This is a genomic window from Bacillus clarus (genome assembly GCF_000746925.1).
Lineage (GTDB): Bacteria > Bacillota > Bacilli > Bacillales > Bacillaceae_G > Bacillus_A > Bacillus_A clarus.
Window position 1 is genome coordinate 2,345,001 of sequence record NZ_JMQC01000008.1, and the last position, 15,000, is coordinate 2,360,000.

16 protein-coding genes, 1 tRNA gene, 2 rRNA genes, 1 other RNA gene and 1 other annotated feature (2 of these 21 running past the window's edge) are annotated in these 15,000 nt (G+C 37.6%); of the genes, 16 read left to right on the forward strand and 4 right to left on the reverse strand.

All coding sequences use genetic code 11. The features are described 5' to 3' along the window. Together DJ93_RS12905 and rrf are read left to right on the forward strand one after the other, a co-directional pair. Window positions 1–398: ribosomal RNA gene (locus DJ93_RS12905) — 23S ribosomal RNA — on the forward strand (it extends 2,522 nt beyond the left edge of the window). 50 nt (window positions 399–448) lie between these two features. Next, window positions 449–564: ribosomal RNA gene (gene rrf, locus DJ93_RS12910) — 5S ribosomal RNA — on the forward strand. Window positions 565–599: 35 nt separating this feature from the next. Here rrf and DJ93_RS12915 read toward each other — a convergent pair. Beyond that, window positions 600–1,601, reverse strand: coding sequence for a YaaC family protein (locus tag DJ93_RS12915; protein ID WP_042981257.1), 1,002 nt, complete (start codon window positions 1,599–1,601; stop codon window positions 600–602). Window positions 1,602–1,716: 115 nt separating this feature from the next. Here DJ93_RS12915 and guaB point away from each other — a divergent pair, with 115 nt between their 5' ends. The 7 genes from guaB (at window position 1,717) to DJ93_RS12950 (ending at window position 8,671) form a co-directional block, all read left to right on the forward strand. After that, window positions 1,717–3,180, forward strand: coding sequence for an IMP dehydrogenase (guaB, locus tag DJ93_RS12920; RefSeq protein ID WP_042981259.1), 1,464 nt, complete (start codon window positions 1,717–1,719; stop codon window positions 3,178–3,180). 104 nt (window positions 3,181–3,284) lie between these two features. After that, complete coding sequence (locus tag DJ93_RS12925; RefSeq protein WP_042981260.1) at window positions 3,285–4,604, forward strand: D-alanyl-D-alanine carboxypeptidase family protein; 1,320 nt, start codon at window positions 3,285–3,287, stop codon at window positions 4,602–4,604. Window positions 4,605–4,764: 160 nt separating this feature from the next. Beyond that, window positions 4,765–5,652 carry a pyridoxal 5'-phosphate synthase lyase subunit PdxS gene (gene pdxS, locus DJ93_RS12930; RefSeq protein WP_042981262.1) on the forward strand — a complete coding sequence of 296 codons (888 nt, stop codon included), beginning with the start codon at window positions 4,765–4,767 and terminating at the stop codon, window positions 5,650–5,652. 18 nt (window positions 5,653–5,670) lie between these two features. Next, window positions 5,671–6,261, forward strand: coding sequence for a pyridoxal 5'-phosphate synthase glutaminase subunit PdxT (gene pdxT / locus DJ93_RS12935; RefSeq protein WP_042981263.1), 591 nt, complete (start codon window positions 5,671–5,673; stop codon window positions 6,259–6,261). 54 nt (window positions 6,262–6,315) lie between these two features. Then, window positions 6,316–6,537: a binding site (T-box leader), on the forward strand. 51 nt (window positions 6,538–6,588) lie between these two features. Beyond that, on the forward strand, window positions 6,589–7,863 hold the full coding sequence (gene serS, locus DJ93_RS12940) for a serine--tRNA ligase (RefSeq protein ID WP_042981265.1): 1,275 nt from the start codon (window positions 6,589–6,591) through the stop codon (window positions 7,861–7,863). Between the two features lie 153 nt (window positions 7,864–8,016). Then, window positions 8,017–8,109, forward strand: a tRNA-Ser gene (locus tag DJ93_RS12945). 166 nt (window positions 8,110–8,275) lie between these two features. Beyond that, entirely contained in the window at window positions 8,276–8,671 is a 396-nt protein-coding gene (locus tag DJ93_RS12950) for a sigma factor-like helix-turn-helix DNA-binding protein (protein ID WP_042981266.1), read from the forward strand. 35 nt (window positions 8,672–8,706) lie between these two features. On the opposite strand, the gene DJ93_RS12955 is transcribed toward DJ93_RS12950, so the two are convergent. The 3 genes from DJ93_RS12955 to DJ93_RS12965 form a co-directional block, all read right to left on the reverse strand. Further along, window positions 8,707–9,375 (reverse strand): deoxynucleoside kinase, encoded by a 669-nt coding sequence (locus tag DJ93_RS12955; protein ID WP_042981268.1) that lies wholly within the window; start codon window positions 9,373–9,375, stop codon window positions 8,707–8,709. A 2-nt stretch (window positions 9,376–9,377) separates the two neighbouring features. Further along, entirely contained in the window at window positions 9,378–10,013 is a 636-nt protein-coding gene (locus DJ93_RS12960) for a deoxynucleoside kinase (protein WP_042981269.1), read from the reverse strand. Between the two features lie 120 nt (window positions 10,014–10,133). After that, window positions 10,134–10,673 (reverse strand): cysteine hydrolase family protein, encoded by a 540-nt coding sequence (locus DJ93_RS12965; RefSeq protein WP_042981270.1) that lies wholly within the window; start codon window positions 10,671–10,673, stop codon window positions 10,134–10,136. A 108-nt stretch (window positions 10,674–10,781) separates the two neighbouring features. On the opposite strand from DJ93_RS12965, the gene tadA reads away from it, so the two are divergent. From tadA to DJ93_RS12995, 7 genes are all read left to right on the forward strand, one after another. Further along, the gene (gene tadA, locus DJ93_RS12970; RefSeq protein WP_042981271.1) at window positions 10,782–11,276 is read left to right on the forward strand and encodes a tRNA adenosine(34) deaminase TadA; all 495 of its coding nucleotides are present in this window, start codon (window positions 10,782–10,784) and stop codon (window positions 11,274–11,276) included. A gap of 78 nt (window positions 11,277–11,354) precedes the next feature. After that, window positions 11,355–11,619: signal recognition particle sRNA large type (ffs, locus tag DJ93_RS30510), an RNA gene on the forward strand. Window positions 11,620–11,750: 131 nt separating this feature from the next. Continuing rightward, entirely contained in the window at window positions 11,751–13,439 is a 1,689-nt protein-coding gene (dnaX, locus tag DJ93_RS12975) for a DNA polymerase III subunit gamma/tau (RefSeq protein WP_042981273.1), read from the forward strand. A gap of 25 nt (window positions 13,440–13,464) precedes the next feature. Next, entirely contained in the window at window positions 13,465–13,791 is a 327-nt protein-coding gene (locus tag DJ93_RS12980) for a YbaB/EbfC family nucleoid-associated protein (RefSeq protein WP_181969266.1), read from the forward strand. A gap of 17 nt (window positions 13,792–13,808) precedes the next feature. Further along, window positions 13,809–14,405 (forward strand): recombination protein RecR, encoded by a 597-nt coding sequence (gene recR / locus DJ93_RS12985; protein ID WP_042981275.1) that lies wholly within the window; start codon window positions 13,809–13,811, stop codon window positions 14,403–14,405. 14 nt (window positions 14,406–14,419) lie between these two features. Further along, window positions 14,420–14,641 carry a YaaL family protein gene (locus DJ93_RS12990; protein ID WP_042981277.1) on the forward strand — a complete coding sequence of 74 codons (222 nt, stop codon included), beginning with the start codon at window positions 14,420–14,422 and terminating at the stop codon, window positions 14,639–14,641. Between the two features lie 153 nt (window positions 14,642–14,794). After that, window positions 14,795–15,000 carry the 5' portion of a pro-sigmaK processing inhibitor BofA family protein gene (locus DJ93_RS12995; RefSeq protein WP_042981278.1) on the forward strand. Its footprint extends 64 nt past the window's final position, so the window shows 206 of its 270 coding nt (coding positions 1–206); its start codon is at window positions 14,795–14,797; the stop codon falls past the right edge of the window.

A 15,000-nucleotide genomic window follows, 5' to 3' on the forward strand; every position in this document is an offset into this window, starting at 1 on the left:
GATGTCGGCTCATCGCATCCTGGGGCTGTAGTCGGTCCCAAGGGTTGGGCTGTTCGCCCATTAAAGCGGTACGCGAGCTGGGTTCAGAACGTCGTGAGACAGTTCGGTCCCTATCCGTCGTGGGCGTAGGAAATTTGAGAGGAGCTGTCCTTAGTACGAGAGGACCGGGATGGACGCACCGCTGGTGTACCAGTTGTTCTGCCAAGGGCATAGCTGGGTAGCTATGTGCGGAAGGGATAAGTGCTGAAAGCATCTAAGCATGAAGCCCCCCTCAAGATGAGATTTCCCATAGCGTAAGCTAGTAAGATCCCTGAAAGATGATCAGGTTGATAGGTTCGAGGTGGAAGCATGGTGACATGTGGAGCTGACGAATACTAATAGATCGAGGACTTAACCATATAATATGTAGCAAATGTTATCTAGTTTTGAAGGAATATGCCTTCATTAGTTTGGTGATGATGGCAGAGAGGTCACACCCGTTCCCATACCGAACACGGAAGTTAAGCTCTCTAGCGCCGATGGTAGTTGGGACCTTGTCCCTGTGAGAGTAGGACGTCGCCAAGCAATTAAAAACACGAGTCATTTGACTCGTGTTTTTTTTATTTCTCATGAAATAGGGAAGAGTCACTTAATAAAAATAATGAGATGTAGTAAGGGATCTTCTGAGCAGAGATGCTGAGAAATTGATAAATAAACGGATAATCCTCTGCAGCATAGCTTCCAAGTAAGTCGTACCACCAATCTGTCTCATAGCGGGAAATCATACTTAAATTGTACAATAATAAATAATGAATGAGCAGCTCAGGCAAAAGAGGCTTATAATCTCTAGGATCATTAGTGATTGGCCAATAGTAAGCGTTGGTATGATGGTTATAAGAAAAAGGAGTACTATATAAAGGGTTCCACGAGTCTATAGAAGCCGAAAACAATAGGTTAAACGCATTTGATTTGTCTGGTATGAATTGTACGGATAGATGCTTACAAGCTGTCTCTATGTAACGAGAGAAGCGTTCTTTCGTCATATGCAAGCGGTCCAGCATATTTATAGGAAATGAGATCTCGTTTTTATTTAAGGAATCAATTTTATATAATGTTTGTCCTTTTTGACTATATTGAAATAAATTTTGTAATTCAGGAATTCTTTCCATCAGCTCTAACATATTAAATTTTTCAGATTCTAAGTGTTTCATGTGAAACAGTTGCTGGGCAATGTGGGTAAATAGTCCACTTTTTTGTATTTTTACTTCGTCTTCTAAAAATTGGTACCCTTGTTTTTTTCGTTTGCGTGTTGTTACCCCGTGCGCCAAAACTGTTGTTGATTCTGGATAGTTTGGATCAATGGTTAATAAACATGCTTTAAAGAGCTGACTTATTCCGTAAAATAGTAACATCGGTTGAATAGAGAAGGGAGCTGTTTGATACAACTCGTAGTAACTTTTACCATGTTTTAAGTAATAAATAAAGGGATAGCAATTTTCAAATCCTTTTTTTTCGGCATTTTGAATAGGTAATTTTTCATAGCGACGGGTAAGATAACGTTGTACGTTTTGGGATGAAAAAAAGAAACTTAATTGCTGCCAAGTATAAGATGTATGATGCATATATTACGCTCCTTTTATTGTCTAAAAATTCTAACATATACACTCTTTCTTGACAGTATTTTAACCAATTGATAAGCTACTAATAATAATTTCTGGTATCATGGGGGGAACAATTATGTGGGAATCTAAATTTGTTAAAGAAGGTTTGACTTTTGATGATGTATTACTTGTACCAGCAAAATCAGATGTACTGCCAAGAGAAGTAAGTGTTAAAACTGTTTTATCTGAAAGCTTACAGTTAAACATTCCTTTAATTAGTGCAGGAATGGATACAGTAACAGAAGCTGATATGGCTATTGCAATGGCTCGTCAAGGCGGTCTAGGAATCATTCATAAAAATATGTCTATTGAGCAACAAGCTGAGCAGGTTGATAAAGTAAAACGCTCTGAAAGTGGCGTTATTTCAGATCCTTTCTTTTTAACTCCAGAACATCAAGTATATGATGCAGAACATCTTATGGGAAAATACCGTATCTCAGGTGTACCAGTTGTAAATAATTTAGATGAACAAAAATTAGTCGGTATTATTACAAACCGCGATATGCGTTTTATCCAGGACTACTCAATCAAAATTTCTGATGTGATGACAAAAGAACGATTAATTACAGCTCCAGTTGGTACCACACTAGAAGAAGCTGAAAAGATCCTACAGAAATATAAAATTGAAAAGCTCCCTCTTGTTGATAATAACGGTGTATTACAAGGGCTTATTACAATTAAAGATATTGAAAAAGTAATTGAATTTCCAAACTCTGCGAAAGATAAGCAAGGACGTTTATTAGTTGGGGCAGCAGTTGGTGTAACTGCTGATGCTATACTTCGCATTGATGCATTAGTAAAAGCGAACGTGGACGTAATTGTACTTGATACAGCACATGGTCACTCTCAAGGTGTTATCGAAAAAGTAAAAGAAGTTCGCGCAAAATATCCAGCATTAAATATTATTGCAGGGAACGTTGCCACTGCTGAAGCAACAAGAGCATTAATCGAAGCTGGTGCAAATGTTATCAAAGTTGGTATTGGACCAGGATCAATTTGTACAACACGCGTTGTAGCTGGTGTTGGTGTACCACAATTAACAGCAGTATATGATTGTGCCTCTGAAGCGCGTAAGCATGGTATTCCTGTTATTGCTGACGGCGGTATTAAATACTCTGGTGATATGGTAAAAGCTTTAGCGGCAGGAGCACACGTTGTGATGCTTGGTAGTATGTTTGCCGGTGTAGCTGAAAGCCCTGGAGAAACTGAAATTTACCAAGGTCGTCAATTTAAAGTATACCGTGGTATGGGGTCTGTTGGAGCAATGGAAAAAGGAAGTAAAGATCGTTACTTCCAAGAAGGAAATAAAAAACTTGTTCCAGAAGGTATCGAAGGACGTGTACCATATAAAGGACCTTTAGCTGATACAGTTCATCAACTAGTTGGTGGGTTACGTGCAGGTATGGGATATTGCGGAGCGCAGGATTTAGAATTTTTACGTGAGAATGCACAGTTTATTCGTATGTCAGGAGCTGGCTTACGTGAAAGTCATCCCCATCATGTACAAATTACAAAAGAAGCTCCAAATTATTCTTTATAATGTCTTATATGTAAATAGACAGAGGTTTGATATCTCTGTCTATTTTTTTTTGATTATGTTAGAATAACGGTTATGTGAGTACAAAGATATTGGGGGTAACAGAAGTGAAAGGTATGTTTTGCAAGAGATTCATTGCGATGGTAACAGTGCTTACACTAGTTTGCAGCATGTTCGTTACATATAACAGTGCGTCAGCAGAAACAGGCACTGCTTTAAACATTGAAGCAGGAGCGGCAATTTTAGTAGAAGCAGATTCTGGAAAAATTCTGTATCAAAAAAATGCAGATGAATTATTAGCAATTGCTAGTATGACAAAAATGATGAGTGAGTATTTAGTTAACGAGGCTGTAGCTAAAGGGAAACTGAAATGGGACCAAAAAGTTAAAGTTTCTGAATATGCACACAAAATTTCACAAGATCGCTCATTATCAAATGTGCCTTTAGAAAATGGTGGCTCTTATACGGTCAAAGAACTATACGAGGCAATGGCGATTTATTCTGCTAATGGTGCGACAATTGCTTTAGCTGAAGCAGTTGCTGGAAAAGAAGTAAATTTCGTAAAAATGATGAACGATAAGTCGAAAGAGCTTGGATTAAAAAATTACAAATTCGTAAACTCTACAGGCTTAACGAACAAAGATTTAAAGGGACAACATCCTGAAGGGACAAATCCAGATGAAGAAAATAAAATGTCTGCGAGAGATGTTGCGAATTTAGCACAACGTCTTATTCAAGATTTCCCGAAAACATTAGATACAGCAAAAATCCCGAAAAAGACATTCCAAAAGGGTGGCAAGTATCCAATTGATATGGCTAACTGGAACTGGATGTTAAAAGGATTAATTAAGGAATATGAAGGTGTAGATGGTCTGAAAACAGGATCTACTCCAGAAGCAGGAGATTGTTTCACTGGTACAGCAGAAAGAAACGGTATGCGTCTAATCTCTGTAGTAATTAAAACAAATTCTCATACAGCACGTTTTGATGAGACAAAAAAATTATATGATTACGGATTTACCAACTTTGAAGTGAAGAAGGTTTATTCAAAAGGTTCAGCAGTAAAAGGACAAGAAACAGTGCGAGTCGAAAATGCGAAAGATAAAGATGTAGCAGTTCAAACGGAACAGGCTGTTTCCCTTCCAATGCCAAAAGGAAGTAAAGACGTTTATAAAACAGAATTTAAAGTAGCAAATAAAGAACAAGAAGCACCTATTAAAAAGGGTGTTGCACTTAGTCAAATGATCGTATCACCGAAAGATAGCAATGACCCTGGATTTTTATCAGGTAAATCGTTACAAGTAGATCTTGTAACAAAATCTGAAGTAGAACAAGCGAACTGGTTTACACGTTCTATGCGCGGGATAGGTTCTTTCTTTAGTGGTATGTGGAATAGTGCTGTTGATACAGTAAAAGGCTGGTTTTAAGAGCTCCTCATTGTAGGAGCTTTTTCTTATTCCTATTTTTCATACCGACTTTATGAAAAAGTAGTAGACAAGCATCTGATAGTTAGTGGTAGAATGTAAGAGTATTCTTAATTTTCGCCTTTAACGGGGAAAAGCAATTCACCTAGGGGGGTTTTTGTACATGACAAATGTAACAGGGACAGAACGTGTAAAACGTGGAATGGCAGAAATGCAAAAAGGCGGCGTTATCATGGACGTAGTTAACGCTGAACAAGCAAAAATTGCAGAAGAAGCAGGCGCAGTTGCTGTTATGGCATTAGAGCGCGTTCCTGCAGATATTCGTGCAGCAGGTGGCGTAGCTCGTATGGCGGATCCAACAATCGTTGAAGAAGTTATGGGTGCTGTATCAATTCCAGTTATGGCAAAATGCCGTATTGGCCATCTTGTAGAAGCGCGCGTATTAGAATCGTTAGGGGTAGACTACATCGACGAGAGTGAAGTATTAACTCCAGCTGATGAAGTGTATCATTTAAATAAACGTGATTACACTGTACCGTTTGTATGTGGTTGCCGTGATATCGGAGAAGCTGCACGTCGTATTGCAGAAGGTGCATCTATGCTTCGTACAAAAGGTGAACCTGGAACAGGAAATATCGTAGAAGCAGTACGTCATATGCGTCAAGTCAATGCAGAAATCCGTCAAGTTGTGAGTCTACGTGAAGACGAATTAATGACATATGCGAAGAATACTGGAGCTCCATATGAAGTATTACTTGAAATCAAACGCCTTGGCCGCTTGCCAGTTGTAAACTTTGCAGCAGGTGGTGTAGCAACACCTGCAGATGCAGCATTAATGATGCAACTTGGTGCTGATGGTGTGTTTGTTGGATCTGGTATTTTCAAATCAGAAAATCCAGAAAAATTCGCACGTGCAATTGTTGAAGCAACGACACATTATGAAGATTACGAGCTAATTGCAAGCCTATCTAAAGGATTAGGTACTGCGATGAAAGGTGTCGAAATTTCAACATTATTACCAGAACAACGCATGCAAGAGCGCGGTTGGTAATTAAAGGAGCTTTTTGAAATGGTAAAAGTCGGTGTACTAGGTCTCCAAGGAGCTGTGCGTGAGCATGTAAAAGCAGTTGAAGCAAGTGGTGCGGAAGCTGTTGTTGTAAAGCGTGTAGAACAACTTGAAGAAATTGACGGTCTTATTTTACCAGGCGGTGAAAGTACAACAATGCGCCGTCTAATTGACAAATATGCATTCATGGAACCACTTCGTGAATTTGCGAAAACTGGTAAACCAATGTTTGGTACATGTGCAGGTATGATTCTTCTTGCAAACAAACTTGTAGGTTATGAAGAATCGCATATTGGTGCTATGGATATTACAGTTGAACGTAATGCGTTTGGACGTCAAAAAGATAGCTTCGAAGCTGCCCTTTCAATAAAAGGTGTAGGAGAAGACTTTATCGGCGTATTTATCCGTGCGCCATATGTCGTAAATGTAGCCGATGATGTTGAAGTTCTTTCTATGCATAATGATCGGATGGTAGCGGTGAGACAAGGGCAATTTTTAGCTGCTTCTTTCCATCCAGAACTAACTGATGATCATCGTGTAACAGCATATTTTGTGGAAATGGTAAAAGAAGCGAAAATGAAAAAAGTTGTATAAGTAGCTTGCAACTTGTGTAAGATTATAGTAAATTGATGGTAACAATTTTATAAAATAAGCGTGTTGATAGGAAATAGTAACAAATGTTGTTTCTTATAGAGAGTCGGTGGTTGGTGAAAACCGATAGAAACAGTTTGTGAATCCATCCTGGAATGGAATGTGGAATATCTTTATGATTAGTAAACATTCCCGGTGAAGAGCCGTTATTTTCTACTTGAGAGGAAGGCGGAATGCTTTCAACTAGGGTGGCAACGCGGGTTAACTCCCGTCCCTTTTTATAGGGACGGGAGTTTTTTGTGTTTTATAAAATAAAAGGAGGAGTATATAATGCTTGATATTAAATTTTTACGTACGCATTTTGAAGAAGTAAAAGCTAAATTACAGCATAGAGGCGAAGATTTAACAGATTTCGGCCGTTTCGAAGAACTTGATACGAGAAGAAGAGAATTACTTGTTCAAACAGAAGAATTAAAAAGTAAACGAAACGAAGTATCTCAACAAATTTCTGTGTTAAAGCGTGAAAAGAAAGATGCAGAAGCTTTGATTTTAGAAATGCGTGAAGTGGGAGAGAAGGTAAAAGAGTTTGATAACGAGCTTCGCGCTGTTGAAGAAGATTTAGAAAGACTAATGTTATCTATTCCAAATATTCCTCATGAATCTGTACCAGCTGGCGACACTGAGGATGATAACGTAGTAGCACGAACTTGGGGAGAGGTAAAAGAATTTACTTTTGAGCCGAAACCTCATTGGGATCTTGCAACTGATTTGGGAATTTTAGACTTTGAACGTGCTGCAAAAGTAACTGGAAGTCGTTTCGCATTTTATAAAGGTGCAGGTGCAAGATTAGAACGTGCTTTAATTAGCTTTATGCTTGATTTGCATACAGAGGAGCATGAATACGAGGAAGTGTTACCTCCATACATGGTAAATCGCGCAAGTATGACAGGGACAGGTCAGCTTCCAAAGTTTGAAGAAGATGCATTCCGTATTGAAAGTGAAGATTACTTCTTAATCCCTACAGCTGAAGTGCCTGTAACGAATATGCATCGTGATGAGATTTTAAGTGTAGGACAGTTACCAATCCGCTATGCGGCATTTAGTTCATGTTTCCGTTCTGAAGCAGGTTCAGCTGGTCGTGATACTCGCGGCTTAATTCGCCAGCACCAATTTAATAAAGTTGAGCTTGTGAAATTCGTAAAACCAGAAGATTCTTATGAAGAATTAGAAAAATTAACAAATGATGCGGAACGCGTGTTACAATTATTAGGTCTACCATATCGCGTTATGAGCATGTGTACAGGTGATTTAGGATTCACAGCAGCGAAGAAATACGATATTGAAGTATGGATTCCAAGCTATGGCACATATCGTGAAATTTCTTCTTGTAGTAATTTTGAAGCTTTCCAAGCGAGACGTGCAAATATTCGTTTCCGTCGTGATCCAAATGGAAAACCAGAACATGTTCATACATTAAATGGATCTGGGCTTGCAATTGGCCGTACAGTTGCAGCTGTTTTAGAAAACTACCAACAAGAAGATGGTACAATTATAATTCCAGAAGTTCTTCGCCCTTATATGGGAGGAAAAACAGTTATTAAATAAATAAAACATTCATCGGTATGAGTGATTGGTAATTATGAGTGTTGTCATTAGTATAATGAAGGAAGGGAAAAGTAAAATTTTCCTTCCCTCATAATTTATTATAGTAGGGTTGACTAACTGTTTTTCTTTTGATATTATATTTGATGTCAATATGGAGGTATACCCAAGTCTGGCTGAAGGGATCGGTCTTGAAAACCGACAGGCGGCGAGAGTCGCGCGGGGGTTCGAATCCCTCTACCTCCTCCAGATATAATTGACAACAGCGCATATAAGTGGAGATTGGAGAACTCGTTACCAACACGTAACGAGTTTTTATTTTAAAACCAATCATAAAGTATGATATAAGGATGTAATTTCCTTATTAAACACTCATATTCCGATGATTATCTTCATAGATATGAAAGGAGTCAACATGGATCTTATTATACAAACATTTCCTTTAGATGGAAAAACTTTATATTATGTACAATGTCCTGTCTGTAAGCAAAATAGAATTTTAAACAGTGGTGCGAACGTATCTCGCATTATAAGCGATGAAACATTCCGTAAACTTTGTGGTTGTACTTGTGATGTAAAACAAGAGGCGAAAAAAGTGGAGGCACCAGAAAAAGCTGAGAAAAAAGCTGAGAAACAAGAAGTAGCTCCAAAACGTACAGGTAAAGTGCTAACAGCAGTAATTAACGGGAAAGAAATGACTGTTAAAGAAATTGCTGATGCATATGAAATTAGTACCAGTACTGTTCGTCAGCGTATTAATGCTGGAAAACCAGAGAGTGAAATTATTGCTCCAACGAAAAAGAAAAAATAAGTTAATAGGAAAACCCGTGCGTATGCACGGGTTTTTTATTTTACAAGTTTACGTGTTTGTTTTAAAAAATGTCCAATTTTTTTAATGATTGGTTCGATTGAATCCCCATCTTTTAAAATATCGTATTCATTAATATTTAAGCGTAAAATAGGGCATGAATTAAAGTTATTAATCCAATTTTCATAACGTCCATGCATTTCTTTCCAATACTCAATTGGAGTTTGTTGTTCCATTGGACGACCGCGTTCTTGAATACGACCAACAATATCATCAAAAGAACCTTCTAAGTAAATTAATAAGTCTGGATGAGGGAAGTAAGGTGTCATGACCATAGCATCAAATAAACCTTTATACGTTTCATAATCGGTTTCTGTCATTGTCCCCTTTTCATGATGCATTTTTGCAAAAATGCCAGTATCCTCATAGATAGAACGGTCTTGGATAAAACCGCCACCATATTCGAAGATTCTTTTTTGTTCTTTAAAGCGTTCCGCTAAAAAATACACTTGTAAGTGAAAACTCCAGCGTGTGAAATCAGCATAGAACTTGTCTAAATACGGATTAGAATCTACTTTTTCAAATGATGTGCGATAGCCTAAAGCGTTAGCTAGTGCATTTGTCATAGTTGATTTACCAACGCCAACTGTACCAGCAATCGTGATTACAGCATCATTAGGTATATCATATTTTTGCCTTAAATTCATTGCTATTCCGACCCCTTTAAGAGTGTATTTTGGAGAGTAGATAAAATTACATTCAAATCATCAGCATTTTTTACGAAATCCATATTGTCCCCATTGAATTTTAATACCGGGATATCTGGGTGATCTTTTTTAAAAGTATCCATGGCTGTTTCGTAATCTTTTGTGAGCTGCAGTAAGTAATTTGGATCCATATTTTTTTCAAATTCTCTTCCACGCATCGCAATTCGTTCTTGTAAAGTTTCTAGGCTCGCTGTTAAGTAAACAATGACATTTGGTACAGGCATATCTTGCGTAAGGATACGATAAATTTGCATGTATTTGTCATATTGAACATCTTTTAATGTACGAGATGCAAAGATTAAATTTTTAAATATATGATAATCTGCTACTACTGGCTTATTTTGATTTAAGTATTTTATATTAATGTCTTCCAATTGTTTATATCTGTTGCAAAGAAAGAACATCTCTGTTTGAAAACTCCATTCATCGATGTCTTCATAGAACTTTCCTAAGAAGGGATTTTCATCAACAATCTCTTTTAATAAGTGGAGTTGCATGTGAGTTGAAATTTCCTTCGCTAGTGAAGTTTTTCCAACACCAATTGGTCCTTCAACCGTAATAAATGGTACTCCGGTCACGCTGTTTCCTCCTTTCAGTCCATAATTTACTGTAAATAAAAACACAAAACAGAATTATTGTAGCATAAGAGGGAAGCGAGTGGACTAATTTGACATAAAAAGTTAGAAAATAGATATATACTAGTTAAATTTTAATTGAGATGAAGGCAGAATATTTGCTTTTAATGTTGTTTTCATTATTTTTAGAGCGTGCATATTATCTTGATCGTTATTAGAAGCAACGCAATCTTGTGGTACATAAAGTGTATAGTTCCTCATATGGGCATCGTTAGCTGTAAATAATATGCATATATTCCCAGCGACGCCAGTCACAATGAGTTTTTCAATTTTTAAATAACCTAATAAAGAATTAAGTGGAGTTTCATAAAAAGCGGAGTAATGTGGTTTAATAAAGACATAATCATCTGCGCTCGGAGAAATTGCTTGAATAACATTTTTACTATAATTATTTGTACAATGAGTAATAAGCTGATCGATATCAGCTCTCCAAAGTTTATAATGATCATTAACATAAATTATAGGATAACCTAATGATTTCATGGTTTGCTTTAATTGTAAAATAGGTTCCATTATTATTTCACATTTTTGTGCGAGAATTGGACCGTGAGAAAATTGGAAGTCATTAATCATATCGATGATGAGTAACGCAGTGTTCTTCATATGTAATCACCTTTCTTTTTTCTTTAGATTGAGTTGAATTTGTAAAAGTTATCCCAAGAGTAGTAAATGAAAAAAATCGTATTTTATTTGTGATGAGGGGACTGTATTATGGAACAAGATATTTATTTTATGCAGCTTGCAATAGAAGAAGCTAAGAAAGCTGAAGAGATAGAAGAGGTGCCAATCGGCGCTGTCATTGTATTAGATGGTAAAGTGATTAGCGTAGCTCATAACTTAAGGGAAACGGAGCAAAGATCAATTGCTCATGCTGAATTATTGGCTATAGATAAAGCTTGTAAGAAATTAGGAACATGGCGTTTGGAAGAGGCAACTTTATATGTGACATTAGAACCGTGCCCGATGTGTGCGGGTGGAATTGTTTTATCGCGTGTAAAACGGGTTGTGTATGGAGCGAGTGATCCGAAAGGTGGATGTGCAGGAACGTTAATGAATCTTTTAACGGATGAACGTTTTAACCATCAATGTGAAGTAGTATCAGGCGTATTAGAAGAGGAATGCGGGCTGATGTTAACAAACTTTTTTAGAGAGCTTCGCCGAAAAAGAAAAGAGAAGAAAAAAGAAGAGGAAAATAATGCTTGTTAACAAATTTGCATTTTGCAAAAAAACAAGTTATACTGATAATGCCTTATATAAGGCAACCGAATATTGGTTTTAACTTTGCCGTGCTAAGCGGGGAGGTAGCGGTGCCCTATACTCGCAATCCGCTCTAGCGAGGCCGAATCCCTTCTCGAGGTTATGTTGCTGTAAGGTCTGCCTTAAGTAAGTGGTGTTGACGTTTGGGTCCTGCGCAACGGGACCCCGTGAACCTTGTCAGGTCCGGAAGGAAGCAGCAATAAGCGGGTTTTCTCGTGTGCCGCAGGAGTGCCTGAACCGAGCTAACTGCTTGAGTAACGCTTATGGTACGTAATCGACAGAAGGTGCACGGCAGTTATATATGTATACAAAACTCACCTTGTGTAAAGGTGGGTTTTTTGTATGTAAAATAACTTTTGGAATCTATAAACAGAATGGGTTATAATAAATGAGATAATAACCTTTGAGGGAGGCCGTATTTTCGTGTCGTACCAAGCGTTATACCGAACATGGAGACCGCAAAAGTTTGAAGATGTAGTCGGTCAAAAGCACGTAACAAAAACGTTGCAAAATGCCCTTCTTCAAGAGAAAGCCTCACATGCTTATTTATTCTCTGGTCCGAGGGGAACAGGGAAAACGACGATTGCAAAAGTATTTGCAAAAGCAATTAACTGTGAGCATGCCCCGGTAGCTGAACCGTGTAATGAATGTCCTGCTTGTTTAGGAATTACACAAGGATCTATTTCGGATGTATTAGAAATTGATGCGGCTTCAAATAACGGTGTAGATGAAATTCGAGATATAAGAGATAAAGTAAAATATGCCCCAAGTGCTGTAGGATATAAAGTATACATCATTGATGAGGTTCACATGCTTTCCATGGGTGCCTTTAATGCTCTTTTAAAAACATTAGAAGAGCCACCAGGTCATGTTATCTTTATTCTAGCGACAACAGAACCACATAAAATTCCACCTACGATCATTTCGCGCTGTCAACGTTTTGAGTTCCGGAAAATATCAGTACAAGATATTGTGGAGAGATTATCGACAGTTGTTACAAATGAAGGTACACAGGTAGAGGATGAAGCGTTACAAATTGTTGCGCGCGCCGCTGAGGGTGGTATGCGTGATGCGTTAAGTTTAATTGACCAAGCTATTTCTTATAGCGATGAAGTAGTGACGACTGAGGACGTTTTAGCTGTAACGGGTTCTGTTTCGCAACAATACTTAGGTAACCTTGTAGAATGTATACGTGAAAATGATGTATCAGGAGCGTTGCGTATTATAGATAATATGATGAGTAAAGGGAAGGATCCAGTACGTTTTATGGAAGATTTCATTTACTATTATCGCGATATGCTTTTATATCAAACTTCACCACAATTAGAACATATGTTAGAACGAGTAATTGTAGATGAGCAATTCCGTACGCTTAGTGAACAAATGCAACCAGAAATAATCTATGAAATTATTCATACCCTTAGTAAGGGGCAACAGGAAATGAAGTGGACGAATCATCCGCGGATTTTCTTAGAAGTTGTTATGGTGCAACTCTGTCAGCAATTTATGATGCAGGCAAATGGTACGGATCGTTTACAAGCAATTATGAACAGGATGCAACAACTCGAAAAAGAATTAGAACATGTTAAGAAGAATGGTATACCAAATGGTGTACAACAAGAAGTAAGAGAGACGCGTACAACGCCAAAGCCAGTACGAACAGGAAGTATGAAAATTCCTGTTGGACGTGTAAATGAAGTGCTAAAACAAGCGAAGCGTCAAGATTTAGAACAGTTAAAAGCTGTATGGGGTGAGTTGTTAGGAAGACTCAAGTCCCATAATAAAGTTGCGTTTGCTGTTTTATTAGAAAATAGTGAGCCGGTAGCGGCTTCAGATGATTCCTATGTGTTAGCATTTCAATATGAGATTCATTGTAAAATGGCGAGTGAAAATCGTGAAGCGATGGATACAGTGGAACAAACTCTTTTTGAATTGTTAAGTAAAAGGTTAAATATGATTGCCATTCCAAAAAGTGAATGGGGTAAAATCCGTGAAGACTTTTTACAACGTGAAGGCGGTAATTCGGAAGAAGGCGCAGAGCAAAAGGAAGATCCTCTTGTAGAAGAAGCTGTAAAATTGGTAGGGCAACAACTTATTGAAATAAAAGAATAATAATTATTAGGAGGAATTTATTATGATGCGTGGCGGAATGGGAAATATGAATAACATGATGAAACAAATGCAAAAAATGCAAAAGCAAATGGCGAAAGCACAAGAAGAGCTTGGAGAAAAAGCAGTTGAAGGTACAGCTGGCGGCGGAATGGTTACTGTCATTGTAAATGGACATAAACAAATTCTTGAAGTGAAAATTAAAGAGGAAGTTGTAGATCCAGAAGATATCGAAATGTTACAAGACCTTGTGTTAGCTGCAACAAATGATGCACTGAAAAAGGCTGAAGAACTTTCAAACTCTACAATGGGACAATTTACAAAAGGCTTAAACTTACCAGGTGGAATGTTCTAGTAGGAGGATATTGACATATGCATTATCCAGAACCAATATCAAAGCTTATCGATAGCTTTATGAAATTGCCGGGAATTGGCCCGAAAACGGCTGTTCGATTGGCATTCTTCGTATTAGATATGAAAGAAGATGACGTATTAGACTTTGCCAAAGCACTTGTAAATGCAAAGCGTAATTTAACGTACTGTTCCGTATGTGGACATATTACTGATCGAGATCCTTGCTATATTTGTGATGATTCACATCGCGATCAATCGGTTGTTTGCGTTGTACAAGAGCCGAAAGATGTTATTGCGATGGAAAAAATGAAAGAGTATCAAGGCGTATATCATGTGCTACGTGGTGCGATTTCGCCGATGGAAGGAATCGGACCTGAGGACATTAATATTCCGCAGTTATTAAAAAGATTACAAGATGAAACTGTACAAGAAGTTATATTAGCAACGAATCCTAATATTGAAGGGGAAGCTACTGCAATGTATATTTCCCGCCTCTTAAAACCATCAGGTATTAAAGTGACTCGTATTGCACATGGCCTACCAGTTGGCGGCGATTTAGAGTATGCAGACGAAGTAACATTATCGAAAGCCTTAGAAGGCCGTAGAGAAGTATAAGAGGAGAAGTTAAAATGTTTTTTCAAAAAAAGGGAAAGTTGCGCAAAGAGTACGATGATAAGTTAATTGTATTGTTAGAAAAGGTAAAGAATGAATGGTTACGTCAGAAAAGGATGGTAGAACAAAGTGTTGAGCCTTCTCAAGAGGTAATTTGTTCTTTGAAAATAGCAGAAGCGAAATATTTTTTCTTATTAAAAGAAGCGAAACGTCGCCCTGTAAAAATGGAACAATGGTAAAAGTCCTGATTTTTAAATCAGGGCTTTTTTATTTTTAACGATCAGAGATCTATAAAGAATTGGGTTAATAGAGGGCTACTTAATTGTGTGTTCTTTTTTATTATCTTGTCCCATACAAATAGAATGTATAGGTAATTTATAAGGAGGAGAAAAATGAATTCTACAATTATTATTGGTGGTATCCTTACTTTAGTTTTTATTTTTCTTATTTTTGGTGTTTCTGCAAAACCGGTGCGATTGATAGGGAAACTACTCTTTCATGTAACGTTAGGTATAGCGCTATTGTTTCTTGTAAATGTAATTGGTACGTATTTTGATTTTCATATTCCAATTAACATTGGAACGGCTTCGGTTTCTAG